The sequence below is a fragment of the Enterobacter sp. WI-ESBL-E8 genome, from assembly GCF_053364895.1.
Window position 1 is genome coordinate 1,205,963 of record NZ_JBRWXJ010000001.1, and the last position, 25,144, is coordinate 1,231,106.

Here is a 25,144-nt window from a genome sequence, read left to right on the forward strand (position 1 = left end):
GGGACTACCGCACGGCAGTCATCAGAATTTGACCCAGTCATCCTGGTCGTTATGTGTGGGACGCTTCATCGCAACAACGGTGGCAACACTCGCGCCGTGTGAACGACGTTTTTCAGTGCGTGGGGCGCTCTCTTTGGAGACGCGAAAAACCGATACCACCTTTTCCAGCTGTACAGCCTGATCTTCCAGTGAGCTCGCCGCCGCCGACGACTCTTCCACCAGGGCTGCGTTCTGCTGGGTGGTGGTGTCCATTTCTGCCATTGCCTGTGCAATCTGGGAAATGCCGCGGCTCTGTTCTTCAGTGGCGGCAGCAATTTCATTCATGATGTCGCGAACTTGCGCTACGGATGTTTCGATTTTTGTCATCGCATCGCCGGCGCTTTCAACCAGGCTAAACCCGGTGTCTACATGCGATACGGACTCGTTGATCAGGTTTTCAATCTCCTTCGCCGACTGCGCGCTGCGCTGGGCAAGCGTTCGGACTTCCGCGGCGACCACGGCGAAGCCCTTACCCTGGTCGCCCGCACGGGCAGCTTCAACGGCGGCGTTCAGCGCCAGGATATTGGTCTGGAAGGCAATGCTGTTAATCACGGTGGTGATCTCAGAAATACGGTGCGAACTGCTGCGCACATTTTTCATGGTATCGATCACCTGCAGTGAAATCTGGCTTCCTTCGGTGGCGTTTTGCGCCGCTTCATCGGCTAACTGCCTGGCATGAGTAGCGTTTTCCGCGTTGTGCGCAACGGTAGAGGTCAACTCTTCCATGCTGGCGGCGGTTTCGACAACGGCAGCAGACTGCTGCTCGGTTCGCGCCGACAGATCCATATTGCCAGCCGCAATTTCAGTAGAAGAGCGCGCGACGCTCTCTACGCCATCGCGAACGTCATTAATGATGTTCTTAAGATTGGCGTTCATGGTGGCGACAGCCTGCATCAACAGTCCGGGCTCATCGCGGCGGGTGCTGGTCAGCGTGCTTGTCAGGTCTCCACTGGCGATCTGCTCCGCTACGCGCAGGGTCTCATTCAGCGGACGGGTGATGGAAAGGGTAATACCCATTGCCATAAGGATACCGAGCGCAATCCCAATCGCGGCGACGATAGCCATCTGTATCTGTACGCTATCTACCGTATCGGCCACTTTTTTCTGCTGCATGTCAAATAGCATCTGAATGGCATGCGTCAGGGTCGATGCCTTTCCGGTTAAGGTATCGGAGAGGGTAGCCTGCTGTGTCCAGACGGTTTTATAATTCGACATTGCTTCGGCCACGTTATTAATCGTGTTGAGGCCGGACTGCAGCCAGGCTTTTTGGTCTTCAGACGCAACGGCGAGCAGCTGCCCCGTGTAAGCCCTCGCTGTCTCAATACGCGTCAGGATCTCCCGAATTAACGCCTCCGTCGGGTGCTCTTTATAAAGGGTGACCTGTGAATCAATATCACTCATGATAAACGCGATCTGAGCAGCGATAAGCGAATGCTGGGCATCAAGGCTGCCGTTTCGGCTAAGTTTTGACGCCAGTTCTGAGTTATCGCATAGCCTCTGTGTATTCAGTTTTTGTTCGCTGAGTTTCTTTTCTGAAAGCGATTGGGTAAACGGAACCAGCGTGGCTATATAGCTCGTGACGGCATTTGCCGTATCGTCGAGGGCTTTTTTCCCTTCTGGCGACCAGTTGAAGGTTTCCATCTCAGAAACAATGCCCTGCATGCGCTGGGTACCCGCATTGATCTGGTCGAGGAACTTTGGATCGAGTGTATATTGAAAATTGGTTCGGCCCAGGCGGACCTGCGACAGCGCGTTAAAGAGCGCTGTCGTATGTCCGTTCTTTTCAACCTTATCCTGGATGCTGGTCAGGCCAAGCAACCCGGCCCCCAGAATAATAATCGTCACGAGCAGGACGGTAAAAAAACCAAAGAATAATTTCTTACTCACTTTTAAATCGGTAAAGCGGTTAATTATGCTCATATATAATTCCAGCGTCAGCGGGGCCGACTCACAGTGCTTTAAAATCATTAACGGAAAATGTTTCTTAAACAGGAGAGAAAAAAAAGCCCCTCGCGCACCAGCGCTCAGGGCAAACACCTGGGTTGACATCACTCACTCAGGGTATCTGTCTTCTCCTCTTTTTTAACAGGATGAGCGGGGAGTTCACTTATCCTGCAATAAACGGGGATTACATTCTGATAAGTAATAATGTAACCGCACCCTTTAATATTGCGAATAAAATCGTCGGGTAAGCCTAAAAGCTTCAGCTTATTCTTGAGATTGTGCAGGACCTGCCATAATCGCTGTGTGGAAGGGCTCAGGTTATGGGCCTCCCAGATTTCTTCAAACAACTCTTCTTTCGTAATGGGCGCTTTTCGACCATTAATCATCAAATATAGAAAAAGTCTTAGCATCGTTTCATTGAAATAAATTGATGCAAAAGCGATGCTGTTATCATTAAGACTGCCGGTAAGCCGATACAGCCTCCGATTGGTAATATCGAAATGAATGTCATTACCGATCATAAATCCGTATAGACGATAACCCATAACTAAAACCCATATAAATGAAGACGAACAGCATCACTACATATAAGCGCTGAGATAATCCATACCGTTTATGTGGTGGATTATATGGCTGCTATGAATGCTTTCCAATACACATCCCTGTGCGCTATGAGAAACCGGTTGTACATCCCCCCGGCATGGCACAATAGTCGATTAAAGTAATATTCTCAGCATAAAACTCTTAAATTTAATTAATTTTTTCGTTTTTATTCTAAATCACGATAATTCAATGATGACTCAACATTAAAACGCGAATTTTAGGAAAATTTCAGTTTTTTATTCTGGATGCTCCGCGCAACCTCAAGCCTCGTAAGGGGCAGCCAGATGAGTATGAGATTAGGATTTTTCAGTAAAAAAGAGGAATGAAGTTATATGATTTATACTGAACAGGCGGAGGTTACCGCCGGGTAAAATCCGGTGCGTAAAAGCGGTTTTTGTTTCTAACTTATTGATAAATATTTATTAAAACCTGAATCAGAAAAAGTAAACGGACGCGAAAACATACCAATGATGAATGCACTTTATCGTTCTCTTCTCGCCGCAGGCGCGTCATGAAACCCGTTTTCCTGATTAATCACTCGGTCCTTTTCGAGCCGGAAAAGCGCCGGCTTTATCTGCTGGCCAATTATCCCGAGCGTGCCGTCGTCTTGCATGCTCCCGTTAGCGAGTGCCTGCTGCAGCTGCTCGAGCACAATGGGCAGGTGATGTCACAACGTGACCTTTTTGCTGCTGTATGGGAAAAACAGGGCGCTGTCGTTACAACCAATGCGCTTTATCAGACCATAGCCTCTATCCGTAAAGCGCTAAAGACGGTTGGTCTGGCAGAAAATATGGTCCAGACGGTGCCAAAGGAGGGGTTTAAGTCGGTCGCTCATATTGAGACGGGTACGCTCGATGATTTTATTACGCCCGCGGCCTTAGAGCCTGTTGAAACGTTCCCTGATGCCGGGCGCGAATTTTCACCTTCGGTTAATCATAGCGTTCTTTTTTTTCGCAGTAAAATCGCCGGGGCTCTGGTGGGGTTATTATTTATTGTTTCTTGTCTGGCGCTCATTCATGAAATTAACGCCCGGAGCGCTGGGCTGGAAGAATATCTTTCCATTGGCAAAATTAACGGCTGTGATGTCTATTCGTCCTGGCATGATAAGAATAAAAGCCAGCGTATTTATACAGGCCTGGACAAACGTTATCCCGTTCAGTGTAGTCCCGGGGGCGTTGCTCTGATGACGTTAAATCGTTTTCAGAATGGTATTTCGGTACTTGTGTGTGACAGGCTACCCAACGTTGCCGGTGCGCGCTGTGATTCCATCATGTACCTGGAGCAATATCATGAAGCTGAATAGTCAGGTTGTACGCTGGGGGATTATTAGTCTGACTATTGCTGCACCTTTATTCTATGCAGCCTACCTTCATTATCAGCGAAATAATTTTACCTGCGAGAGTCATTTGACGATAGTCGATGGCGATTCAAGAGTCGATTCTCTCATGACCTTTTCTTTTCATCATGGCTCGGGCACGTACGATTCAACCGGTGAATATAGTCAGGCAGGTCAGCAGCCTCTTATCATTAGCAACAAGATTAACTTTAAATATTGGTATGAGGAGGATCGGGTCATTTTGGTTTCCAGCGAGACGAACGCGCTACCCAAAAAAGATGAACCCTTTCGTCATTATATTCCCGATTTTTTCTATTATCGCGACCGCGGTATCAGTCTTGGCATTGTTCCGGTGAACGCTTCTGGCTACCTGTTTAGCTTCGGAAATTCGCCAGCGTTTTACTGTTCAAAAAGCTGAAAGAGAGTGCCTCCATCTTCTTGCCCCCTATCTCGCTTGGGGGTGAAGTATGCTAATGCTTGAACACTCAAGGATAATGCGTATAGTTCTCATTTGCATTGCAACCAATACTTCCAAGGTCCGACAACGGGCCATTTTTGCGCGCACTTTCGAATGAGTTAACGATGAACAACACCAAATTACACAAAACGCTGCTGGCGCTCGCCGTTGGCGCGGTGACACATTCCGCCTACGCGGCGGATGGAAAAAAAGAAGACACCATTGTTGTGCAGTCTGCACCCGCCGGCGATTTTAAACCCGGCGGCGACCAGCCTGTGCCGGCCTTCCTTGACGGACAGGTGGCGAACGGCGGGCGTATGGGGATGCTCGGCCAGCAGAACGCCATGGATGTGCCGTTCAACATCATCAGCTACACCTCGAAGCTGGTGGAAGACCAGCAGGCGAAAACCATTGCGGACGTTGTTGCCAACGACGCGGGCGTACAATTCGTTCAGGGCTACGGCAACAGCGCGGAAACGTACCGCATCCGCGGCCTGAAGTTTGACGGCGACGACATGACCTTTGGCGGCCTGTCCGGCGTCCTGCCGCGCCAGGTGGTGGATGCCCAGATGGTCGATCGCATTGAGATCTTCAAAGGGGCAAACGCCCTGATGAACGGCGCGGCGAGCTCCGGCGTGGGCGGAATGATCAACCTTGAGCCAAAACACGCGGGCGAACTTCCGCAGGCGAAAGTCGGGGTCGACTACACCTCGGATTCTCAGATTGGCACCACGCTGGATGCGGGCCGTCGCTATGGCGACAGCGATCAGTTTGGCGCACGGGTGAACCTGGTGCACCGCGAAGGGGAAACCGGCATACCGAACGATCGCCGCCGCACCACGCTGCTCTCCACCGGTCTCGATTACAAAGGCGACCGCTTGCGCACCTCGCTGGATCTCGGCTATCAGAAGAAAACCTTCCACGGCAGCCCGACCAGCGTCAATATTTCGGCGGTGGACTTCGTGCCCGAGCCGCCGAAAAACGATCGCAACATCTCGCAGAAGTGGGCCTACAGCAATATCGAAAACGAGTTCGGGATGTGGCGCAGCGAGTACGACATCAGCGACAGCTGGACGGTCTATACCGGCCTGGGGGCGCAGCACGCGCACGAGGAAGGCACCTACAGCGCACCGAAGCTGGTCGATAAGAGCGGCAAGGCGACGGTCAGCCGTCTCGACACCAACCGCATCAGCGACGCCGTCAGCGGGATGGCGGGCATTCGCGGTAATTTTACTACCGGCTTCGTGTCGCATAAGGTGAACGTCGGCTATTCGGCGATGACGAAAAACGAAAAAATCGCGTGGAAGATGTCGGCAGCGAAGGATAACCCGACGACCAACATCTACCACAACACCGGCGTTGATATGCCGGACAGCAGCAACTTCAACGGCTCTGGCGGAAAGTACAGCGATCCGCTGACCAGCGGACGCACCCGCACCCAGGGCTGGCTGCTGAGCGATACGCTGGGTGTACTGGACGATAAGCTGCTGTTCACCGCCGGGGCGCGCCACCAGAAAGTGGTCATCCGCGGGTATAACAAAATTACCGGTGCGGAAAACGATGCGGACGGCTTCGACGGCAGCCGCTGGATGCCAACCTACGGCGTGGTCTACAAGCCGTGGGAGCAAATCTCCCTCTATGCTAACCATACTGAAGCGCTGCAGCCGGGTAAAAACGCGCCTGACACCGCCACTAATTACGGGCAGAGCACCGGTATCGTTCACTCTAAGCAGAACGAAGTGGGCGTGAAGGCCGACTTCGGCCGCGTGGGCGGCTCTCTGGCGCTGTTCGAAATCAAAATGCCGTCCGCTATTCTCGACAGCCAGACAAAGCATTACGGCCTGGACGCCGAGCAGCGCAACCGTGGCGTTGAGCTGAATGTGTTCGGCGAGCCGATGCTGGGGATGCGCCTCAACGCCAGCGCCACCTGGCTACAGGCGGAGCTGACCAAAACCAACAACGGTCTCAACCAGGGTAATGACGCGATCGGCGTCCCGAACTTCTACGCCGTGCTGGGTGCGGAATATGACATTAAACCGATCGACGGCCTGACCGCGACCGCGCGCGTGAACCACTCCGGCACGCAGTATGCCGACCTCGCGAACAGCAAAAAGCTCGACAGCTATACCACGCTGGATCTGGGCATGCGCTATCGCTTCGCGGTGAACCACAATGAAAACCAGATGACGGTTCGCGCGGGCATCGACAACGTGACCAACGAAAACGACTGGGCCAGCGTGGACGATTCCGGTACCTACATCACTCAGGGTGAACCGCGGACCTTTAAGGTCTCGGTTGGCTACGAGTTCTAAGCGTTCCATCTCGTTATCCGGGGCAGGGATGCCCCAATCCCTTGCTACCTCCAGCATGAAGTGTTAAAACGTGCCCCTTCTAAAAAAGAGACAGGGGTAGGACGTGAAAGACGCGTCATCCGCTTCAGGCCATGGTAGCGCTGAAGCCTCGTCGGATCAGAATCCGACGCTGCAACGTGGTTTGCAAAATCGACATATTCAGTTAATTGCCCTTGGCGGCGCGATCGGTACCGGGCTGTTTCTCGGCATCGGCCCCGCTATTCAGATGGCCGGCCCCGCGGTTCTGCTGGGTTACGGTATCGCCGGGGTTATCGCCTTCCTGATCATGCGCCAGCTTGGCGAGATGGTCGTTGAAGAGCCGGTTTCAGGCTCCTTTGCGCACTTTGCTTATAAATACTGGGGCCCGTTTGCAGGCTTCCTGTCCGGCTGGAACTACTGGGTGATGTTCGTGCTGGTAGGGATGGCGGAGCTGACCGCTGCAGGCATCTATATGCAGTACTGGCTGCCGGATGTCCCGACGTGGATCTGGGCGGCGGCCTTCTTCATCATTATTAACGCCATTAACCTCGTCAACGTGCGCCTGTACGGTGAAACCGAGTTCTGGTTTGCGCTGATCAAGGTGCTGGCGATTATCGGCATGATCGGCTTTGGCCTGTGGCTGCTGTTCTCCGGCCACGGCGGCGAGCGCGCCACGATTGACAATCTTTGGCAGCACGGCGGCTTCCTCGCCACCGGCTGGAAAGGGCTAATCCTCTCCCTGGCGGTGATCATGTTCTCCTTCGGTGGGCTGGAGCTGATTGGCATTACCGCCGCCGAAGCGCGCGACCCGCATAAGAGCATTCCAAAAGCGGTTAACCAGGTGGTGTACCGTATTCTGCTGTTCTACATCGGCTCGCTGGTGGTGCTGCTGGCACTTTATCCGTGGGTGGAAGTGAAATCCGACAGCAGCCCGTTCGTGATGATTTTCCACGATCTGAACAGCAACGTGGTCGCTTCTGCGCTGAACTTCGTTATCCTGGTTGCGTCACTGTCGGTCTATAACAGCGGCGTCTACTCCAACAGCCGCATGCTGTTTGGCCTCTCCGTGCAGGGCAACGCGCCGAAGTTCCTCACCCGCGTCAGTCGCCGCGGCGTGCCGGTCAACTCCCTCCTGCTCTCGGGCGCCATTACCTCGCTGGTGGTGCTGATCAACTACCTGCTGCCGAAAGAGGCCTTTGGCCTGCTGATGGCGCTGGTTGTCGCCACGCTGCTGCTGAACTGGATCATGATCTGCCTGGCGCACCTGCGCTTTCGCGCCGCGATGCGCCGCAAGGGACGCGAGACGCAGTTCAAGGCGCTGCTCTACCCGGCGGGGAACTATCTCTGTATCGCTTTCCTCGGGCTGATTCTGGTGCTGATGTGCACCATGGATGATATGCGCCTGTCGGCGATGCTGCTGCCGGCATGGGTAGTATTCCTGTTTATCGCATTTAAGCTCTCGCGTAGGTAAAAGCAAAACGGCAACCTGGTTGCCGTTTTTAGTGTTTGCTCCCTCTCCCTGTGGGAGAGGGCCGGGGTGAGGGCACCAGACTGCACCATACCAGACCGCACATGCCCTCACGCCCGGTGGCGCTACGCTTACCGGGCCTATAAAGCACCACTCCACCTTTATCGTGACCCTCCTCCCAAATCTGTTTCGATCCACAGGATCTTTAATTTGTAATCGATTACTTTTTATTTGAACTGTTTTGTAATCGATTACTTTTTCTGGGTGAGGCTCATCATGGTGTCAACAACTGAAAGTAGTGGAAAGGCGATAGCACAGCACCGGCTGCTGGTACCGCGGCTGTCGCTGATGATGTTTTTGCAGTTTTTTATCTGGGGTAGCTGGTCGGTTACGCTCGGCCTGGTGATGACCCAGCACAACATGTCTTTGCTGATTGGCGATGCGTTCTCCGCCGGACCAATCGCCTCTATTCTCTCGCCGTTTGTGCTCGGCATGCTGGTGGATCGCTTCTTCGCTTCGCAGAAGGTGATGGCGGTGATGCATCTCGCGGGCGCGGCGATTCTGTGGTTCGTTCCGGGCGCGCTCGTTGCTGAAAACGGCGCGCTGCTGATCGGCCTGCTGTTTGGCTACACGCTCTGCTACATGCCAACGCTGGCGCTGACCAACAACATCGCGTTTCACAGCCTGGCAAACGTCGATAAAACCTTCCCGGTGGTTCGCGTGTTCGGCACTATCGGCTGGATTGCGGCGGGGATATTTATTGGCGTCACCGGCGTGTCCGCAAGCGTCACTATTTTTCAGGTGGCCGCGGCCAGCTCCGTGCTGCTGGCCATCTACAGCCTGACGTTGCCGCACACCCCGGCCCCCGCTAAAGGGCTGCCGGTTAAGGTGCGCGATCTGTTCTGTGCGGATGCCTTCGCGCTGCTTAAAACCCGTCACTTCTTCGTCTTCTCCGTCTGCGCGATGCTGATTTCCGTGCCGCTCGGTACCTACTACGCCTATACCGCGTCTTATCTGGCAGACGCGGGGATTGTGGACGTCAGCACTGCGATGTCGTTCGGGCAAATGTCGGAGATCGTCTTCATGCTGGTGATCCCGCTGCTGTTCCGCCGCCTGGGCGTGAAAATTATGCTGCTGATCGGCATGCTGGCGTGGTTTGTGCGTTACGCCATGTTCGCGCTGGGCGTGAGCGAGGAGGGGCGCTTCCTGCTGTACATCGGCATTCTGCTGCACGGCGTGTGCTATGACTTCTTCTTTGTGGTGGGCTTTATCTATACCGACCGCGTGGCGGGCGAAAAAGTAAAAGGCCAGGCGCAGAGCATGATAGTGATGTTCACCTACGGTATCGGGATGCTGCTCGGCTCGCAGATTTCCGGGGCGCTCTACAACCGCCTGGTGGCGGGTCAGACCGTGCCGCAGGCGTGGGTGACATTCTGGTGGATCCCGGCGGTGGCCGCCGCGGCGATCGCGCTTATTTTCCTTCTCACGTTCAGGTATGACGATGACAAGGCGTAACGTTCTGGAGGTGGTATGAGAACGATGAAAGGACCCGGTATTTTTCTGTCGCAGTTTATTGGCGAAGAGGCACCGTTTAACTCGCTCGACGGCCTGGTGGGGTGGGCGGCAGATAAGGGCTATAAAGCGGTGCAGATCCCCTGCAATCATCCGCACATTTTTGATGTAGAGAAAGCCGCAGAGAGCCAGACCTATTGCGATGAAGTCACCGCTACGCTGGCCGCACGCGGGCTTGTCATCAGCGAGCTGTCGACCCATCTTGAAGGGCAGCTTGTGGCGGTAAACCCGGCTTACAGCGACGCGTTTGACCATTTCGCGCCCGCGTCAGTGCGCGGTAACGATGCGGCCCGCCGGGCGTGGGCCACGGAGAAACTGAAGCAGGCGGCGTTCGCCTCCGCCAGATTGGGCCTGAAAGCACACGCCACGTTCTCCGGCTCGCTGGCCTGGCCGTTTTTCTATCCGTGGCCGCCGCATAACGAGCAGCGTTTTCAGGAAGCGTTCGGGGAGCTGGCAGCCCGCTGGCGGCCGATTCTGAATACCTTCGATGAACAGGGCGTAGACGTCTGTTTTGAGCTGCATCCGGGGGAAGATCTGCACGACGGGGTGACGTTTGAGCGTTTTCTGGCCCTGGTGGATAACCACCCGCGCTGCAACATTCTCTACGACCCGAGCCATATGCTGCTGCAGCAGATGGACTACCTGGCCTTTATCGACATCTATCACGCGCGCATCAAAGCATTCCACGTGAAGGATGCCGAATACCGCGCCAGCGGACGGAGCGGCGTGTACGGCGGCTATCAGCCGTGGATCAACCGTGCCGGTCGCTTCCGTTCGCTGGGCGACGGGCAGATCGACTTCAAGGGCATTTTCAGCAAGCTGACGCAGTACGACTACGACGGCTGGGCGGTACTGGAGTGGGAGTGCTGCCTGAAGGACGGTGATACCGGCGCGAGTGAGGGCAGCGCGTTTATCCGCCGCCACATTATCCCGGTCTCCGGGCGCGCGTTTGACGATTTCGCGGCAGGAGGCAGCCATGATTAACGTCGGCATTATCGGCAGCGGGTTTATCGGCCCGGCGCATATCGAGGCGCTCAGGCGGTTGGGTTTTGTCCATGTCGTCGCGCTGTGCGACAGCACGCTGGCGCAGGCGCAGGAAAAAGCGCGTCGGCTTAACGTCCCGCACGCCTACGGCAGCGTGGATGCGTTACTCGCACATCCCAATCTGCACGTGGTGCACAACTGCACGCCAAACCACCTGCACGCGGAGATTAACCGCCAGATCCTGCGCGCGGGAAAGCACGTTTTTTCCGAGAAGCCGCTGTGCATGACTCCGGACGAGGCGCGCGAGCTGGTGGCGCTGGCAGAGCGGGCGGGCGTGGTGCACGGCGTGAGCTTTGTCTATCGCCAGTTTGCGATGGTGCGCCAGGCCGCGAGCATGCTGCGCGCGGGTAGCGTTGGACGGCTGTTCGCCGCGCACGGCAGCTATCTGCAGGACTGGATGCTGCTGGAAACTGACTACAACTGGCGGGTGGATGCCGCGCTGGGCGGTGCGTCGCGCGCGGTGGCGGATATCGGCTCCCACTGGTGCGACACCGTGCAGTTTGTCACCGGCCGCCGCATCACCGAGGTGATGGCCGACCTCGCCATCGTCTGGCCGACGCGCAAGGCTAACGTGGCCGGAAATCAGACCTTCGTGCATGACGAGCACGCCCGCTATGAGGACAAACCGGTCACCACGGAAGACTTCGGCTCGGTGCTGTTTCGCTTTGACGACGGCAGCAAAGGCAGCTTTAGCGTCTCGCAGGTGAGCGCCGGGCGCAAAAACCGCCTGGCGTTTGAGATCAACGGCAGCGAGCGGTCGGTGGCGTGGGAGCAGGAGAACCCACAGCAGCTGTGGATTGGCCATCGCGCGCAGGCTAACCAGACGCTCACCGACGACCCGAGCCTGATGAACCCTGACGTGGCCGACAGCGCCCATTTTCCCGGCGGGCATATTGAAGGCTGGCCGGATGCCTTTAAAAATATGATGGCGCAGTTCTACCGCGCCGTGCAGGCGGGCGCAATGCCGGATCGGCCCGCGTTTGCCACCTTCCACGATGGCGCGAACGTGATGTATATCATTGATGCGATAGTGAAAAGCCATCAGCAGCAGCGCTGGATGCGCGTGGCGTATTGACGCGTTGCCCGGTTCGCCGGGCAGCGAATTTATGGTAGCCTGCACAAAACGCTAACCGCAGGATGTGTCGTCGCTATGTCAATTCAGAAAATCGCTCAGCTGGCCGGGGTCTCCGTGGCGACGGTTTCCCGCGTGCTCAACAACAGCGACACCGTGAAGGCGAAAAATCGCGAGCGCGTCCTGCAGGCGATCCAGGAGAGCAACTACCAGCCCAACCTGCTGGCGCGCCAGCTGCGTACCGCCCGCAGCTACATGATCCTGGTGATGGTCTCGAACATTGCCAACCCGTTCTGCGCCGAGGTGGTGAAGGGCATTGAAGAAGAGGCTGAGAAAAACGGCTACCGCATTCTGCTGTGCAACTCTGGCTCTGATATCGAGCGTTCCCGCTCGGGCTTAAGCCTGCTCTCCGGCAAAATTGTCGACGGCATTATCACCATGGACGCCTTCTCGAAGCTGCCGGAACTTGCCGCGCTGATTGGTGCCGCGCCGTGGGTGCAGTGCGCCGAATACGCCGATGCGGGCGCAGTCTCCTGCGTGGGAATTAACGACGTCGATGCATCGCAGCATGCCGTCAGCCAGCTGGCCGAGAGCGGCCATACGCGTATCGCGATGATCAACCACGACCTCAGCTATAAATATGCCCGCCTGCGCGAGCGCGGCTACAAGAGCGTGATCCACCTTAAAGACCTGGCGTATCAGGCGGTGGAGTACGCGAGCGATCTCAGCTCCCGCGCCGGAATGGCCGCGATGCAAAATCTGCTGAAGGAAAACCCGCCGGACGCGGTATTTGCCGTTTCCGACACGCTGGCGGCGGGGGCCTTACGCGCCATTCAGCAGGCGGGATTGCGCGTGCCGGAGGATATCGCGGTTGTCGGTTTTGACGGCACCGAGCTGGCGGACATGATTTCGCTGACCACCATCGAGCAGCCGTCGCGGGACATCGGGCGCAAGGCGGTCGATCTGCTCTTAAATAAGATCGACAACCCGGATGCGCCCACGGAAAGAGTGATGATGGACTGGCGCTTTATTTCCCGCGCCAGCGCCTGATTATCTGGCTACAGCGCCCGCAAGGGCGCGAATATCATTCCCGGTCGGCGACTGGTGAATGCGCAGACCAAATTCATCCACTACCGCAAAAATATGGTCGAAGATGTCGGCCTGAATTTCCTCATATTCTGCCCAGATCACCGTGTTGGTGAAGGCGTATATTTCAATCGGCAGGCCGTTGGCATCCGGCGCGAGCTGGCGCACCATCAGCGTCATATCTTTGCGAATGCGCGGATGGTTGCGAAGATATTCATTCAGGTAGGCGCGGAAGGTGCCAATATTGGTCATCTTGCGCAGGTTTAATACCGATTCGCCTTCGCCGTTCTGCTGATTCCACAGGTTAATTTCTTCATGACGCGCGGCAAGATAGGGCTTCAGCAGCTTCGCCTGAATCAGCTTCTGCTGCTCCTGCTCGTCGAGAAAATGAATGCTGGTGGTATCAATATTCAGGCTGCGCTTAATGCGTCGCCCGCCGGAGGCGGACATGCCGCTCCAGTTGATAAAGGCGTCGGAGACCAGCGCCCACGTCGGGATGGTGGTAATAGTGTTATCGAAATTACGCACTTTGACGGTGGTCAGGCCGATGTCCGTCACCGTGCCGTTGGCGCCGTATTTTGGCATCTCCAGCCAGTCGCCAAGCTTGAGCATGTCGTTGGCGGAGAGCTGAATACCGGCGACAAGCCCCAGTATCGGGTCTTTGAAGACCAGCATTAATACCGCCGCCATGGCGCCCAGGCCGCTTATCAGGATCGCCGGAGACTGGCCGATCAGCAGGGAGATAATCAAAATCCCCACCAGAATGGCGCTCACCAGCTTAATGCCCTGGAAGATCCCCTTCAGCGGCAGCTGCGACGCGGTCGCCATTTTTTGCGACAGATTGAAAATCACGTCCAGCAGCGAGAAGAAGGAAAGCAGGGCATACACCATGACCCACAGCTTCGCGCAGGTGGTGAGAATTTCCGCCGCTTCGCTGCCTTTTTGCAGCCACAGTACCGCCTGAACGTTAACGATTATCCCCTGAAGGGTGAAGGCCAGACGGTGAAATAATTTATTCTGGGTAATGATCTGCAGCCATAAATGGCTGCTGGCCTGCGCGCGTTTTTCGAAAGCCCTCAGCACCACTTTGTGCAGAATAAAATGAACGATAATGGCGGTAAGAAAAATAATACCAAAGATAATCACTAAAGAGGTGGTGTGATTAATTTCAATGCCTAACTCTTCAACCTGAGCAATTAATTCCTGCATAACGTCTCCTGTATTGATGCAGCCCCATAATGGCGGCTGCGGATCTATTATGCAAATTCATGGACTTATTTGGCGGCCTGACAGACCTTCACTGCCGGCAGGCACAGGCGATGGCGCATGCGCAGCGTCGCCAGGGCCAGTACCACCATCATGGCCGTTTCCACCATCAGGAAGACGTTTACCGCCTGGGTGTAATCCCCGTGATGGTGTTGCAGCGCGTGCAGCAGAATCGCGCCAAAAATGGCCGGACCCAGCCCCAACGCGGCCTGCTGCAGCGTGCTGAGAATGGCGCTCGCGGCCCCCGCGTCGTCAGGCTGAATATCGCGCATGCCGATGCGGTAGAAGCTGTTCACGATCAGCGCCTGCCCGTAGCCCACCAGCCCGGTGGCGGGTGCCAGCGTCAGCGCGGTGTTGTTCATACCCCACAGCCGGAACGTCGCCATCAGCGCCAGCAGGCCGATAATCTGGATCGCCAGACCCGTCAGCAGAATGGTGCTGGTGCTGTAGCGGGCAATCAGACGCGGCGCGAACCACGCGGAAATAAAGTAGGTCACGCCCAGCGCAATAAAGCTGTTCCCGGATTGCCACGGCGCCATCCCCAGACCGCTCTGCATGGTGAGCGCCATGCAAAACATAAACCCGGACCAGACGCTGAAAAAGAGCATCGCAATCAGTACGCCAAAGCGAACGCTGCGAAGCGCAAGCAGGCGCGGCGGGATCAGCGGGTGGGCATTATTACGCTCTTTTTTGCGCGCGTTCAGCGCCATCAGCCAGGCCAGCGGGATTAGGGCGAGAAGCATCGCCTTCAGCGGCCAGGACCAGTGCCACTGTGGACCAAGCGCCATCGGGAACAGCAGGCAGCAAAGCATGATGGCCAGCATCATGGTTCCAGCCCAGTCGATGCGGGACGGCGTCTCGCGACGGGTTTCCGGTACGAAACGGCGGCTCAGCGCAAGCACCACCAGACAAATCGGCACGTTGATAAAGAAGGCGTTACGCCAGCCCAGCCCGGCGATATCCGCCGACACCAGCCAGCCGCCGCCCATCTGGCCGACGATAAACGCAATCCCGCCGATGCCGCCAAACAGGCTAATGGCTTTCGCGTGGGCGGTACCTTTCAGCGTCACGTGCAGCGTGGCAAGAATTTGCGGCATGATTAGCGCGGCTCCTGCGCCCTGAACGATGCGCGCGGCCAGCAGTTGTTCGATGTTGCCCGCCATGCCGCACAGCAGCGAGGTCAGGCCAAAGATCCCCACGCCCAACATAAACAGACGACGACGGCCAAAATTATCCCCGAGCTTGCTGCCGAGGGCGAGGCAGACGGCAAAGGCCACGCCATAAAGCGCGACGATCAGCTCCAGCTCGGTGGCGGTAGCGTGCAGTGAATGGGTGATAGCGTCCAGCGCCACGTTGGTGATTGAGGTATCAATCATCGGCAGCATCTGGCCGGTTAACAGCAATATCAGGCCAGCGCGACCCGGTGAAACAACTGACGTATTCATGGTAACTCCATTGCGTCATTCAACAGATGGTCGTAGCATCAACCATCTGATAAACGGGTACCAGTTCTTGCTTATACTGGTACTGGCACTACCATGCAGGGGGATTTATGGCCTTGATGTCTGAACCGGTTGCCTCACGTCAGGACGATACACGAAAACAGCTGGGTGCATTTTTGCGCGCGCGGCGTGAAAGCCTCGACCCCCAGCGTCTCGGCCTGCCGCGCAGCGGTCGGCGCCGCACGCCGGGCCTGCGCCGGGAAGAGGTGGCGATGCTCGCTGACGTGGGCGTGACCTGGTACACCTGGCTGGAGCAGGGCAGGGACGTCAATCCGTCCAGCGCGGTGATGGCGGCGGTGGCGAAAGCGCTGCAATGCACCCCAACCGAGGCCCGACACCTCTTTGTGCTGGCCGGGTTGCCGCCGGGTGAAGCGCCGCAGGCGGTCTGCTGCGAGGGCATCAGCGAAGGCACGCGCCGCCTGCTGGATACCCTGCTGCCGAAACCGGCCAGCATCCAGAAACCGAACTTCGATATCGTGGCGTGGAACGACAGCTTCGGGCATCTGATGGGCGTCGATTTCAATGAAATTCCACCAGAAGACCGCAACTGTATTTACCTGTTCCTCACGCATCCGGCGTGGCGCGCCCGTCTCGGCAGGCGCGACGACGTGCTGCCGATATTTGTCTCCTACTTCCGGGCGGCGATGGCCGAACACCGGGGCGACCCGCTGTGGGAGGCTAAACTGGCGCGCTTCTTTGCGGTGTCTGAAGAGTTCAAAACCCTGTGGCACCAGCGCAACGACGTGCGCGGCGTGGAAAATCAGCTCAAGCTGTTTACCCATCCTGAGCTGGGGGAATTTACTTTGCAGCAGATGTACTGGTACTCCGCGCCGCGAAACGGGTCGCGGCTGCTGGTGTATTTACCGGTGGATGAAGCGGGGGAGAGGGCGATGGCGTGGCTGGCGGAGCAGGGAAAATAAGTTTTTTGCGAGACAGTTTCAGGGAATCAACGCGGATCCGGTTCTGCCTGTTTAAAGCGGGTAAGGTGAGACACGAAAGGCTAAATTAGCCTTTAATGCAAATTGCCTTACATGCTAATATCATCAGGGATGAAAAACCGTGTTCAGACTTATTGTTCATGAGGCGGTCAGGGAAGAGATTCTCTCACTGCCTGCTGGGGTACAGGCGAAGCTGATTCAACAGCTTGATAAATTACGCACTAACCCGACAGTCCTGAGAGAACCTGACAGCAAGCCCTTACCCTATGGTTTGTTTGAAATCAGAACCGTCGGGCTGATCCACACTCGTGGGATCTACGTTTATCAGCAGGAAAAGACAATTTTTCTGTTGCGGGTATTTATCAAGAAAACGCAAAAAACGCCCTCTGCTGAACTCCGTCTGGCATTGAAACGACAACAGGAGATGTTGGATGAGCAAAAAGATTATTGACTGGGATGAACTCAGAGCGGAGCTGTTAAGCGATTCAGACGTTCAGGCTTCTTTTGATGCCGAAGAACGCAAAGAGCGCTTGCGCGAAATGTTGGCGCAATGGCGAAACCAGGCTGGCCTGACGCGTGCTCAGGTTGCAGAAAGAATGGGCGTCAGCGCACCAACGGTTTCCAGAATGGAAGCGAATATTACCCGGGCAAGCCTTGATACGTTAACGCGCTACGCGCTGGTGTGTGGGGTGAAGCATCCGCAGATTACGCTTTATTGAAAACAGGCACGCCGGAACCCAGCGTGCCAGAAGGGATTAGCACTCGGTGACTATCGTGCTCAGCGGCAGGCGGGATTTCGGCAGCGTGGCGTTGAAATCTTCCACGCTGTGGTGCCCAACCGGCACCACCACCAGGCTGGTGAAGCCTTTCTCTTTCAGGCCAAACTCTTCGTCGAGGATCGCGGCGTCGAAACCTTCAATCGGTACCGCGTCCAGACCCAGTGCGCCAACGCCCAGCAGGAAGTTGCCGACGTTCAGGTAAACCTGCTTCGCCATCCACTGGTCGTCATCTTTCAGATCCACGCGGTGCATGTCGGCAAAATAGGTGCGGCCCTTGTGGTTTGCGGCTTTAGCTTCTGGCGTGTTGAAACGGCCATCCGCCTCTTCCTGGTCCACGACGCGCTCCAGCCAGGCGTCATCCATCGCGGTTTTCGCGCAGAACACCACCACGTGAGAAGCATCCAGCATTTTGCGTTCGTTGAACACATAGGTGCCCGCGGCGGATTTCGCCACGCGCGCTTTTCCTTCCTCGGTGCTGGCTACAATAAAGTGCCACGGCTGGGAGTTGGTGCTGGACGGGCTGTACTGCAGCAGGGTTTTGATTTTTTCCGCTTCTTCAGCGGTCAGTTTTTTGGCTGGGTCGAACGCCTTGGTTGAGTGGCGTTTCAGGGCGACAGAAATGATATCCATAACAACTCCTGGTGATGAAATTCGCCCGCGTGCGGGCGCGAAAGGTGAGCAGATTACAGCGGGACGCGGAAAAAGATAAGTGCAATTCGAGCGCTTACTCTGTTCGTCTCAGACGAACAATCAGGCCGGCCTGATCCACTTCTGGTCTTTTTTGGGCAGCTTATCCACCACCAGATTCCAGGAATCATTGATGAGGTCGGTCACCAGCTCCGGCGTCACGTCGTCAGTGCCGTAAAGGGAGATCCAGTGCTTTTTACTCAGATGGTAGCCCGGCTCTATTCCGCGGTAGATCTGCTGATTGAGCAGAGATTTCTCCGGGTCTGATTTCAGGCTGACGTGCGGCCGCCCGTGCGCGACCGCCACAATCATGAAAATTTTCCCGCCCACTTTAAACACGTCAAATTCCGGCCCAAACGGCCAGCAGTGTTCGGCGAACGGCAGCTCCAGGGCCACGCGCATGGCGTGCTCCTGTAAGGCTTTACTCTCCATTGGCGTCCTCATAGGCAAGACCGCGCCACATCACATCAAAACCGAGCGCTTTAAAATCAACGGCGCGGGAAGGATCGCGGGTGGCAAATTCCATCGTGGATTCGGCCAGCGACAGGAAAAGCGCATCGCCGAACGTTTTAAATTCGTCGGACATAAACACCTGACGTACCGAGCGGCGGCAGAGTTCATGCAGCTCGGGGAACATCTCTTTCACGGCCTGTTCCGTCTCGGCGTTGATCTTCTCGCTGACGCCAAGCTGGCGAATCGCGGCGTGCGCGAGAGGGTTTTTGATTCCCCAGTCAACGTAGCTGTTCCAGATGTTTCGCGTGTGCTCTTTCGGCGTGGTAAGGCTGCGATCCAGGTTGGACAGCATCGCCTGGCAGAGATCCTGCTTCAGGTGCAGGTAGAGGGCATTCAGCAGATCGTCTTTCGTAGCAAAGTAGCGAAACAGAGTGCCTTCGGCGACGCCCGCGTTACGGGCAATTAACGCCGTTGAGGCGGCAATACCTGACTGTGCAAACGCCACCGTTGCGGCTTCCAGTAAGGCCTGTTTTTTATCTTCACTCTTCGGACGTGCCACTAAATTTTTCCTCCTGTCAATTGTAAAAACCCCGATTGAAACACGTGCTTTGACACGCTGCAACGCGGAATGTCAAAGATCGAAAACGTCTTGACGACTTTATCATCATATCTATAATGAGTGCTTACTCACTCATAATCAAGTTTACCCCGCGCAAACTATCGGATGGGGCGCGTTTTCGGGTCAGGATATGAAAAAACCTCTCTTCATCTGCGTGGTGTTAATCATGATTATTGCTTCAGCTGCAACTTTACCCTGTGTTCTGAATGCCGGATTTGGCCAGCCGCCGCAGGGCGAGCAGCTCACCGAAGTGGAGGCCTCTCCGCAGTATCGCGAAGGGAAATTCCACAATACGCTGCCGACGCCGGGCTACAACGGCGACAAAAACATGCTGGTCGCGACGTGGGATTTTCTGGCCAAAAAAACCGAAAACGCACGTCCGGCCCGGCCGCTGCCGCTGGTGAAAACCGATCTTGCAAGCCTGCCTCTGGAGCAGGACACCCTGGTGTGGCTCGGCCACTCCTCGTGGTATCTGCAGCTTGCGGGCAAGCGCATCCTGATTGACCCGGTGCTCGGCAACTATGCCGCGCCGTTCTCGTTCCTCAATAAAGCCTTTGCCGGCGAGTATCCGTGGCGCGCTGAAAGCATGCCGGAGATCGACCTGCTGATTATCTCGCACGATCACTACGATCATCTGGACTACGCCACCATCAGGGCGCTGCTGCCGAAGGTGAAGCGCGTGGTGACGCCGCTGGGCGTCGGATCCCACCTGCGCTACTGGGGGATGAACCCCGATATTATCGACGAGCGCGACTGGAACCAGTCGGTGCGCATCAGCGATGAACTGACGGTGCATGTTCTGCCGGCGCGCCACTTCTCGGGACGCGGCATCAAGCGCGATCGAACCCTGTGGGGCAGCTTTATGTTCGTTACGCCTGAGCAGAAGGTTTACTACAGCGGCGATTCCGGTTACGGCCCGCACTTTAAGGCCATCGGCGAGCAGTTTGGCGAGGTTGACCTGGCCATTATGGAAAACGGCCAGTACGACCAGGACTGGAAGTACATCCACATGCTGCCGGAGGAAACGGCGCAGGCGTCGGCGGATCTTAATGCCAAAGCCGTGGTGCCCGGACATAACGGACGCTTCGTGCTGGCGAAACACGCCTGGAACGACCCGCTGATCCAGCTGGCCAAAGCCAGCAAGGACAAAAATTATCGGCTGCTGACGCCGGAGCTGGGCGAGCCCGTCCGGGTGAATGACACCACCCAAACGTTTCGCGCGTGGTGGGAATAATGTTTAAGCAAGAAGCAGAGGGGGAGAGCAGTATGACCATTTCCGCTCAAGTCATCGACACTATCGTCGAATGGATCGACGACAACCTGCATCAGCCATTACGTATAGAAGAGATTGCCCGCCACGCGGGTTACTCGAAATGGCACCTGCAGCGGTTATTTATGCAGTACAAGGGGGAGAGTCTGGGACGCTATATCCGTGAACGCAAGCTGCTGCTGGCGGCGCGGGATCTGCGTGAGTCGGACGAGCGCGTGTATGAGATCTGCCTGCGTTACGGGTTTGACTCGCAGCAGACGTTTACCCGCATATTTACCCGCACCTTCAACCAGCCGCCGGGTGCGTACCGTAAAGAGAACCATAGCCAGACACACTAACATGTCGCGTGTAGGCCGGGTAAGGCGTAGCCGCCACCCGGCTTTTTTGTGGGCTCGGTGCCCGTAATTGCCCGGTGGCGCTACGCTTACCGGGCCTACAAATAACTTACCACCGATAATTCACCGTCGCCGTCACCGTTCGGCCAATCCCGTAGAAGCACGCTGTATCGCTTGCGCACGACGCAACATATTTCGTGTCCGCCACGTTATTGACGTTGAACTGCACGCTCGCCCCTTTCAGGCTGCGGTTTATCTCGCCCAGATCGTAGCTCAGCATCGCGTCATACAGATCCACCGACGGCACCTTGAAGGTATTCTTCGCATCGCCGTAGCTGGTACCGATGTAGCGCATCCCCACGCCAGCGGTCAGGCTCTTCAGCGCGCCGCCCGGAACGGTATAGCTGGCAAACGCCGATGCCATATGCGCCGGAATGCGCGCCGGCGTTTTGCCTTCTGTTCCCGCCACCGTCGTGCTTTTGGTTTTCGCATCGGTGTAAGTGTATGAGCCAATCAGGTTGATGTTGTCCATCAGCGTGGAGTGGATTTCCGCCTCAACGCCTTTCGAACGCACTTTACCCGCGTTCTCAAACCAGCCTTCGGCGCTGTTGTAGGTTGCCACGTTGTCCTGAGTTAAATCGTACAGCGCGAGGGTCATCAGCGTACTGTCGACCGGCTGATACTTCAGGCCAATCTCGGTCTGCTCCCCGGTGGTTGGCTTGAAGGGGGCAACGCCCGGCGCGCGGTTGGTTTGCAGGTTCGGTTCAAACGAGGTGCTGTAGCTAACGTACGGCGACAGGCCAGAATCGAACGCGTACAGCAGGCCGGTTCGCCAGGTGAACTTGCTGTCGTTCTGCTGGGTTAAGCTGCCGTCGGTGAAGTCGTGAGTTCGCACTTCGCTCCAGTCGTAGCGCCCGGAGACCAGCCATTCCCAGCTGTTCCAGCTCATTTGATCCTGCAAATACAGCCCCATCTGGTCGAGATTTTGCTGCTCGTCGGTGGCCGTTTTGAAGGTGCTTTCATCCACGTTCACGCCGTACACCGGGTTCGTCCAGTCGAGGTCATACTGTGAACCGCTCCCGCGTTCCAGCAGCTGTTTATCTTTGCTGGTCTTGTAGTCGAACCCGCCGAGCAGGGTGTGGCTGACGCTGCCGGTCTCCATCAGATACTCAAGCTGGTTATCCAGGCCAAATTCGTTGGTGGTGCGCTCTTCATGCTGCGCGCGTCGCGTCAATACCGTGATGTTGGCCGCGCTGCTGGCGTAAACGAGGTAACGGTATTTTTGTTTGATGCTGGCGTAACGCGCGTTCTGGCGGAAGGTGAGGTCGTCGGCGAACTGATGTTCCAGCTCGTAGCCGATCGTCGTCTGCTCGCGCCAGGACTGGTTGTAATTCGGATCGCTGACGTTAAAGTCGCGCGGGATGTATTTCCCGTCGACGCTTTTGACCGTGCCGTAGGCGGGCAGGAAGTTGCGGTAGCCCGCATCCAGATCCTTCTGGTAGCTGGTCAGCAGCGTAAAGCGGGTCTGATCGTTCGGGTACCAGGTGATAGCAGGCGCGATCGCCATCCGCGTCTCTTTATAATCATCCACCTGATTATGCTGGGTACGGGCGATACCGTTGACGCGATACAGCACGCGGCCGTCGTCGCTCAGCTTGCCGCCGAAATCAAACGCGCCTTCTGCCAGATCGTTATTGCCGGTGCGGAACTGCACGTTATGGATGGATTCCGCGGTCGGCCGTTTGCTGGTCATGCTGATTAACCCGCCAGGGTTGACCTGACCAAACAGCACCGACGCCGGGCCACGCACCAGCTCCACGCGCTCCAGTAACCACGGGTCAATCGTACCCGTCTGGGACGAGGCTGTTGCGCCGAAGCTCAGGCCGTCGAGGAATTTCGGCACATAGCTAAAGCCGCGCACGAACACCTCGTCGTTACGGTTCGACGAGCCGCGGTACTCGGTAAACACGCCCGCCGAGTAGCGCAGCGCCTGCGATACGGATGTCACGTCCTGCATGTTCATCTGATCGCGGGTGATCACCGATACCGACTGCGGCGTTTTCACGATCTCCGCGCGGGTCTTGGTCGCGGAGAGCGTTTGGGTTGCCACAATCCCTTTTACCGGGGCGGTGGGTTCTTCACTTACGCTCTGCGTCACCGTTATGGTTTCTTCTCTATTTTCAGCCTGAGCCGCCACGCTGGTCGTCGCCAGACTCAGCAGCCACAGCTGCATTATCTTATTATTCTTAAACATTTTTTCTGCTCATCCTTGGTTGCTATCGCCATATAAACACCGTTAAAACGCGTTAGATGATATTGCAAATTATTACCATTTGCATTAGCGTTGATAACAAATTTCGTCAGGGAACAAGCGGTAATGAAGAGGGTATGGAGCGGATTATTACTCGGGATAGGTGTGCTGCCTGCGGTGGCGGCAACCTGCGAACACTCTTCCCGGCAGGGAGACGTCCAGGGGAAGTTTGATGCCAGCGGTGAAGTCTGTTTTATGCTGCCAGAGCTTGCTGAAAATTATGTCTCCGCCACGCTGCATGGCGTAACGGATGCCCGCCTGCTGGACGGGCAAAACCGCCGCATTCGTACGTTGGTTGAAAATGGGCCCGCCGATGGCGAACATACGCTGCTTTTTGCCCTGCCGGAAAAGCAGAGCACCTCGCTGGTCCTGCACGGCGAAGCGGGTAAACCCTGGCGTTTTCAGTGGCGGATGAAAGAGACATCTGCGCTACCGCGCGTACAGATGCTTGCACCTGAAAGCCCGACGCTTCAGGCGCTGGCAAAAGAGATTGCTGCCGGAGGGAGTACCGACGCGTTCTGGCAGACGCAGATTCGGCAGGGAACACCGATGGTGGAGCCGGTAGACGCAGAGCATAAGCGCGTCACCTTCCTGTGGCGCGGCGCGCGGGATAACGTCTTTATTCTCGGCTCACCGGCGGGGGATCACGACCCGCTGTTCCGCCTGGGCAACAGCGACGTCTGGTTCCGCAGCTATGTGGTGCCCGCCGATACGGTGATGCAGTACAAGCTCGCGCCCGATGTGCCGATCGTCGAGGGTTCCTCACGCGATCAACGTCGCGCGATCCTGGTGAGCGCCCAGGCCGATCCGCTCAACCCAAATACCTTTGGTGAACAAAAGACGGATCGCTGGAACCGCTATTCGCTGCTCGATCTCAGTCCGGCACGCTATTGCTCCGTGCAGGCCACGGCCCAGCCGCTGGTCCACGGGTCATTAAGCCGCCAGAGCATCAAGAGCAATATCCTCGGTAATTCCCGCGAGGTGATGATCTATAAACCGCGCGGCGCACAGCCTGCACGCTGGACGCTCATCCTCTTCGACGGGCAGATTTATCAGGACGAGTACCATTTCGCGAACGTGCTGGACGGTCTGATCGCTCGCCATCATCTTCCGCCGATTAACGTGGTGTTTATCGACAGCCTCGATCACGCCCGACGCGGCAACGAGCTGCCGCCGAACCCGGATTTCGCCGACTTTATGGCGCATGAACTGCTGCCGTGGCTGCGCGGGCAGGGCATCGCGATGCAGCGGCAGAAAACGGTGCTGGCGGGGTCGAGCTACGGGGGAATCGCGTCATCATGGGTCGCGCTGCGCTATCCGCGCCTGTTTGGTAACGTGCTGAGTCTTTCAGGTTCGTACTGGTGGGCACCGAAAGGGGAGGCTCCCGGCTGGCTGACGCGGCAATATCAGCAGTCGCCGCCGTATCCGGTACGCTTTTGGCTGCAGGCCGGAAAGTTTGAAACCACGGGACCGGGCGGGGGCATCTATCGCACTACGCAGGATTTCGAACAGGCGTTGAGGGAAAAAGGGTATCGCGTCAGCTTCCATCCCTCATCCAGCGGTCACGACTACGCGGCCTGGTGTGAAGCGCTGATCCACGGCATGCGTGACTTCACCGGCTTACGACGCCAGTGAAAACCAGCGGCGCCAGACGAAACGCAGGATAAAGAATTCGATGGCGCCGAGTGCCAAAAACCACAGGCAGAACAGAATGGTGTAAAGCTGGTTCAGATCGACCATGTGAAAGGTCGTCATCAGCTTCTGCGCCAGCACCAGACCCAGCGACGGCGCGGGTAACAGCAGGCATGAGATCAGGGCCAGCAATAAAATGCCCCCCGCCGTAAGCAGCGATTCTAACGGGTGTTTCATCTTAATGTTAATCGTCAGTTAAAAATGTCATTGTCCGGCATTCTGTAACGTAAAGCAATATCAGCCCCGCTGGCCTTTTTGAATAAAACAAAGACATTATTACTGCGAATAAATAACACTATACGACCCGGTGTTCATATTAATATCGCGTTATGTAAATAAAT

23 protein-coding genes are annotated in these 25,144 nt (G+C 56.4%); 14 read left to right on the forward strand and 9 right to left on the reverse strand.

The genetic code is table 11. The features are described 5' to 3' along the window. Window positions 1-21 precede the first annotated feature (21 nt). Window positions 22-1,959 (reverse strand): methyl-accepting chemotaxis protein, encoded by a 1,938-nt coding sequence (locus tag ACWHWP_RS05735; RefSeq protein ID WP_447855206.1) that lies wholly within the window; start codon window positions 1,957-1,959, stop codon window positions 22-24. Between the two features lie 128 nt (window positions 1,960-2,087). Next, the gene (locus ACWHWP_RS05740) at window positions 2,088-2,528 is read right to left on the reverse strand and encodes a winged helix-turn-helix domain-containing protein (protein ID WP_447855207.1); all 441 of its coding nucleotides are present in this window, start codon (window positions 2,526-2,528) and stop codon (window positions 2,088-2,090) included. 569 nt (window positions 2,529-3,097) lie between these two features. On the opposite strand from ACWHWP_RS05740, the gene ACWHWP_RS05745 reads away from it, so the two are divergent. The 8 genes from ACWHWP_RS05745 to ACWHWP_RS05780 all read left to right on the forward strand — a co-directional run bounded on the left by ACWHWP_RS05745 (window position 3,098) and on the right by ACWHWP_RS05780 (window position 12,915). Further along, complete coding sequence (locus ACWHWP_RS05745) at window positions 3,098-3,889, forward strand: winged helix-turn-helix domain-containing protein (protein ID WP_447855208.1); 792 nt, start codon at window positions 3,098-3,100, stop codon at window positions 3,887-3,889. Then, window positions 3,876-4,340, forward strand: coding sequence for a hypothetical protein (locus ACWHWP_RS05750; RefSeq protein WP_139154515.1), 465 nt, complete (start codon window positions 3,876-3,878; stop codon window positions 4,338-4,340). The genes ACWHWP_RS05745 and ACWHWP_RS05750 overlap by 14 nt, the downstream gene beginning before the upstream one ends. Window positions 4,341-4,504: 164 nt before the next feature. After that, the gene (locus tag ACWHWP_RS05755; protein WP_447855209.1) at window positions 4,505-6,691 is read left to right on the forward strand and encodes a TonB-dependent receptor; all 2,187 of its coding nucleotides are present in this window, start codon (window positions 4,505-4,507) and stop codon (window positions 6,689-6,691) included. Window positions 6,692-6,794: 103 nt separating this feature from the next. Then, window positions 6,795-8,180 carry a phenylalanine transporter gene (gene pheP, locus ACWHWP_RS05760; RefSeq protein WP_447855210.1) on the forward strand — a complete coding sequence of 462 codons (1,386 nt, stop codon included), beginning with the start codon at window positions 6,795-6,797 and terminating at the stop codon, window positions 8,178-8,180. Between the two features lie 273 nt (window positions 8,181-8,453). Next, window positions 8,454-9,692 (forward strand): MFS transporter, encoded by a 1,239-nt coding sequence (locus ACWHWP_RS05765; protein ID WP_063956701.1) that lies wholly within the window; start codon window positions 8,454-8,456, stop codon window positions 9,690-9,692. Window positions 9,693-9,707: 15 nt separating this feature from the next. Next, on the forward strand, window positions 9,708-10,733 hold the full coding sequence (locus ACWHWP_RS05770; RefSeq protein WP_447855211.1) for a sugar phosphate isomerase/epimerase family protein: 1,026 nt from the start codon (window positions 9,708-9,710) through the stop codon (window positions 10,731-10,733). Further along, a complete protein-coding gene (locus ACWHWP_RS05775) occupies window positions 10,726-11,868 on the forward strand; it encodes a Gfo/Idh/MocA family protein (RefSeq protein WP_447855212.1) in 1,143 nt (380 codons plus the stop codon). The genes ACWHWP_RS05770 and ACWHWP_RS05775 overlap by 8 nt, the downstream gene beginning before the upstream one ends. A gap of 75 nt (window positions 11,869-11,943) precedes the next feature. Next, on the forward strand, window positions 11,944-12,915 hold the full coding sequence (locus ACWHWP_RS05780; RefSeq protein WP_063432525.1) for a LacI family DNA-binding transcriptional regulator: 972 nt from the start codon (window positions 11,944-11,946) through the stop codon (window positions 12,913-12,915). Here the strand turns inward: ACWHWP_RS05780 and ACWHWP_RS05785 are convergent, their stop codons facing one another. Continuing rightward, a complete protein-coding gene (locus tag ACWHWP_RS05785; RefSeq protein WP_447855213.1) occupies window positions 12,916-14,160 on the reverse strand; it encodes a mechanosensitive ion channel family protein in 1,245 nt (414 codons plus the stop codon). A 65-nt stretch (window positions 14,161-14,225) separates the two neighbouring features. Beyond that, window positions 14,226-15,662: an MFS transporter gene (locus ACWHWP_RS05790; RefSeq protein WP_447855214.1), complete on the reverse strand. Its 1,437-nt coding sequence runs from the start codon at window positions 15,660-15,662 to the stop codon at window positions 14,226-14,228. Window positions 15,663-15,769: 107 nt separating this feature from the next. On the opposite strand from ACWHWP_RS05790, the gene ACWHWP_RS05795 reads away from it, so the two are divergent. From ACWHWP_RS05795 to ACWHWP_RS05805, 3 genes are all read left to right on the forward strand, one after another. Beyond that, window positions 15,770-16,639 (forward strand): helix-turn-helix transcriptional regulator, encoded by an 870-nt coding sequence (locus ACWHWP_RS05795; RefSeq protein ID WP_063955404.1) that lies wholly within the window; start codon window positions 15,770-15,772, stop codon window positions 16,637-16,639. A gap of 139 nt (window positions 16,640-16,778) precedes the next feature. Continuing rightward, on the forward strand, window positions 16,779-17,108 hold the full coding sequence (locus ACWHWP_RS05800; RefSeq protein WP_059312303.1) for a type II toxin-antitoxin system RelE/ParE family toxin: 330 nt from the start codon (window positions 16,779-16,781) through the stop codon (window positions 17,106-17,108). Then, window positions 17,089-17,376 carry a helix-turn-helix domain-containing protein gene (locus tag ACWHWP_RS05805; protein ID WP_063432519.1) on the forward strand — a complete coding sequence of 96 codons (288 nt, stop codon included), beginning with the start codon at window positions 17,089-17,091 and terminating at the stop codon, window positions 17,374-17,376. Before ACWHWP_RS05800 ends, ACWHWP_RS05805 begins: the two co-directional genes overlap by 20 nt. 36 nt (window positions 17,377-17,412) lie before the next feature. On the opposite strand, the gene nfsB is transcribed toward ACWHWP_RS05805, so the two are convergent. The 3 genes from nfsB to ACWHWP_RS05820 form a co-directional block, all read right to left on the reverse strand. Next, window positions 17,413-18,066, reverse strand: coding sequence for an oxygen-insensitive NAD(P)H nitroreductase (gene nfsB, locus ACWHWP_RS05810; protein ID WP_059312301.1), 654 nt, complete (start codon window positions 18,064-18,066; stop codon window positions 17,413-17,415). Window positions 18,067-18,186: 120 nt separating this feature from the next. Then, window positions 18,187-18,555 carry an MmcQ/YjbR family DNA-binding protein gene (locus tag ACWHWP_RS05815; RefSeq protein WP_447855215.1) on the reverse strand — a complete coding sequence of 123 codons (369 nt, stop codon included), beginning with the start codon at window positions 18,553-18,555 and terminating at the stop codon, window positions 18,187-18,189. Next, on the reverse strand, window positions 18,545-19,135 hold the full coding sequence (locus ACWHWP_RS05820) for a TetR/AcrR family transcriptional regulator (protein WP_059312591.1): 591 nt from the start codon (window positions 19,133-19,135) through the stop codon (window positions 18,545-18,547). Before ACWHWP_RS05820 ends, ACWHWP_RS05815 begins: the two co-directional genes overlap by 11 nt. Before the next feature lie 190 nt (window positions 19,136-19,325). Here ACWHWP_RS05820 and ACWHWP_RS05825 point away from each other — a divergent pair, with 190 nt between their 5' ends. Next, a complete protein-coding gene (locus ACWHWP_RS05825; protein WP_447855216.1) occupies window positions 19,326-20,429 on the forward strand; it encodes an MBL fold metallo-hydrolase in 1,104 nt (367 codons plus the stop codon). Window positions 20,430-20,461: 32 nt separating this feature from the next. Next, entirely contained in the window at window positions 20,462-20,803 is a 342-nt protein-coding gene (locus ACWHWP_RS05830) for a RamA family antibiotic efflux transcriptional regulator (protein ID WP_032673604.1), read from the forward strand. A 106-nt stretch (window positions 20,804-20,909) separates the two neighbouring features. Here the strand turns inward: ACWHWP_RS05830 and ACWHWP_RS05835 are convergent, their stop codons facing one another. Beyond that, a complete protein-coding gene (locus ACWHWP_RS05835) occupies window positions 20,910-23,054 on the reverse strand; it encodes a TonB-dependent siderophore receptor (protein WP_447855217.1) in 2,145 nt (714 codons plus the stop codon). Window positions 23,055-23,177: 123 nt separating this feature from the next. On the opposite strand from ACWHWP_RS05835, the gene ACWHWP_RS05840 reads away from it, so the two are divergent. Then, window positions 23,178-24,746: an alpha/beta hydrolase-fold protein gene (locus tag ACWHWP_RS05840; protein ID WP_063955412.1), complete on the forward strand. Its 1,569-nt coding sequence runs from the start codon at window positions 23,178-23,180 to the stop codon at window positions 24,744-24,746. Here the strand turns inward: ACWHWP_RS05840 and ACWHWP_RS05845 are convergent. Next, window positions 24,732-24,980, reverse strand: coding sequence for a DUF1158 domain-containing protein (locus ACWHWP_RS05845; protein ID WP_010428319.1), 249 nt, complete (start codon window positions 24,978-24,980; stop codon window positions 24,732-24,734). The two genes, ACWHWP_RS05840 and ACWHWP_RS05845, sit on opposite strands and share 15 nt — an antisense overlap. Window positions 24,981-25,144: the final 164 nt, after the last annotated feature.

Excerpts from the sequence above, each read along its gene's own strand:
- ACWHWP_RS05735 (WP_447855206.1), bottom strand. The coding sequence starts at position 1,959 with ATGAGCATAATTAACCGCTTTACCGATTTAAAAGTGAGTAAGAAATTA.
- ACWHWP_RS05740 (WP_447855207.1), bottom strand. The coding sequence starts at position 2,528 with ATGGGTTATCGTCTATACGGATTTATGATCGGTAATGACATTCATTTC.
- ACWHWP_RS05745 (WP_447855208.1), top strand. The coding sequence starts at position 3,098 with ATGAAACCCGTTTTCCTGATTAATCACTCGGTCCTTTTCGAGCCGGAA.
- ACWHWP_RS05750 (WP_139154515.1), top strand. The coding sequence starts at position 3,876 with ATGAAGCTGAATAGTCAGGTTGTACGCTGGGGGATTATTAGTCTGACT.
- ACWHWP_RS05755 (WP_447855209.1), top strand. The coding sequence starts at position 4,505 with ATGAACAACACCAAATTACACAAAACGCTGCTGGCGCTCGCCGTTGGC.
- ACWHWP_RS05765 (WP_063956701.1), top strand. The coding sequence starts at position 8,454 with ATGGTGTCAACAACTGAAAGTAGTGGAAAGGCGATAGCACAGCACCGG.
- ACWHWP_RS05770 (WP_447855211.1), top strand. The coding sequence starts at position 9,708 with ATGAGAACGATGAAAGGACCCGGTATTTTTCTGTCGCAGTTTATTGGC.
- ACWHWP_RS05775 (WP_447855212.1), top strand. The coding sequence starts at position 10,726 with ATGATTAACGTCGGCATTATCGGCAGCGGGTTTATCGGCCCGGCGCAT.
- ACWHWP_RS05780 (WP_063432525.1), top strand. The coding sequence starts at position 11,944 with ATGTCAATTCAGAAAATCGCTCAGCTGGCCGGGGTCTCCGTGGCGACG.
- ACWHWP_RS05785 (WP_447855213.1), bottom strand. The coding sequence starts at position 14,160 with ATGCAGGAATTAATTGCTCAGGTTGAAGAGTTAGGCATTGAAATTAAT.
- ACWHWP_RS05790 (WP_447855214.1), bottom strand. The coding sequence starts at position 15,662 with ATGAATACGTCAGTTGTTTCACCGGGTCGCGCTGGCCTGATATTGCTG.
- ACWHWP_RS05795 (WP_063955404.1), top strand. The coding sequence starts at position 15,770 with ATGGCCTTGATGTCTGAACCGGTTGCCTCACGTCAGGACGATACACGA.
- ACWHWP_RS05805 (WP_063432519.1), top strand. The coding sequence starts at position 17,089 with ATGAGCAAAAAGATTATTGACTGGGATGAACTCAGAGCGGAGCTGTTA.
- nfsB (WP_059312301.1), bottom strand. The coding sequence starts at position 18,066 with ATGGATATCATTTCTGTCGCCCTGAAACGCCACTCAACCAAGGCGTTC.
- ACWHWP_RS05815 (WP_447855215.1), bottom strand. The coding sequence starts at position 18,555 with ATGGAGAGTAAAGCCTTACAGGAGCACGCCATGCGCGTGGCCCTGGAG.
- ACWHWP_RS05825 (WP_447855216.1), top strand. The coding sequence starts at position 19,326 with ATGAAAAAACCTCTCTTCATCTGCGTGGTGTTAATCATGATTATTGCT.
- ACWHWP_RS05830 (WP_032673604.1), top strand. The coding sequence starts at position 20,462 with ATGACCATTTCCGCTCAAGTCATCGACACTATCGTCGAATGGATCGAC.
- ACWHWP_RS05835 (WP_447855217.1), bottom strand. The coding sequence starts at position 23,054 with ATGTTTAAGAATAATAAGATAATGCAGCTGTGGCTGCTGAGTCTGGCG.
- ACWHWP_RS05840 (WP_063955412.1), top strand. The coding sequence starts at position 23,178 with ATGAAGAGGGTATGGAGCGGATTATTACTCGGGATAGGTGTGCTGCCT.
- ACWHWP_RS05845 (WP_010428319.1), bottom strand. The coding sequence starts at position 24,980 with ATGAAACACCCGTTAGAATCGCTGCTTACGGCGGGGGGCATTTTATTG.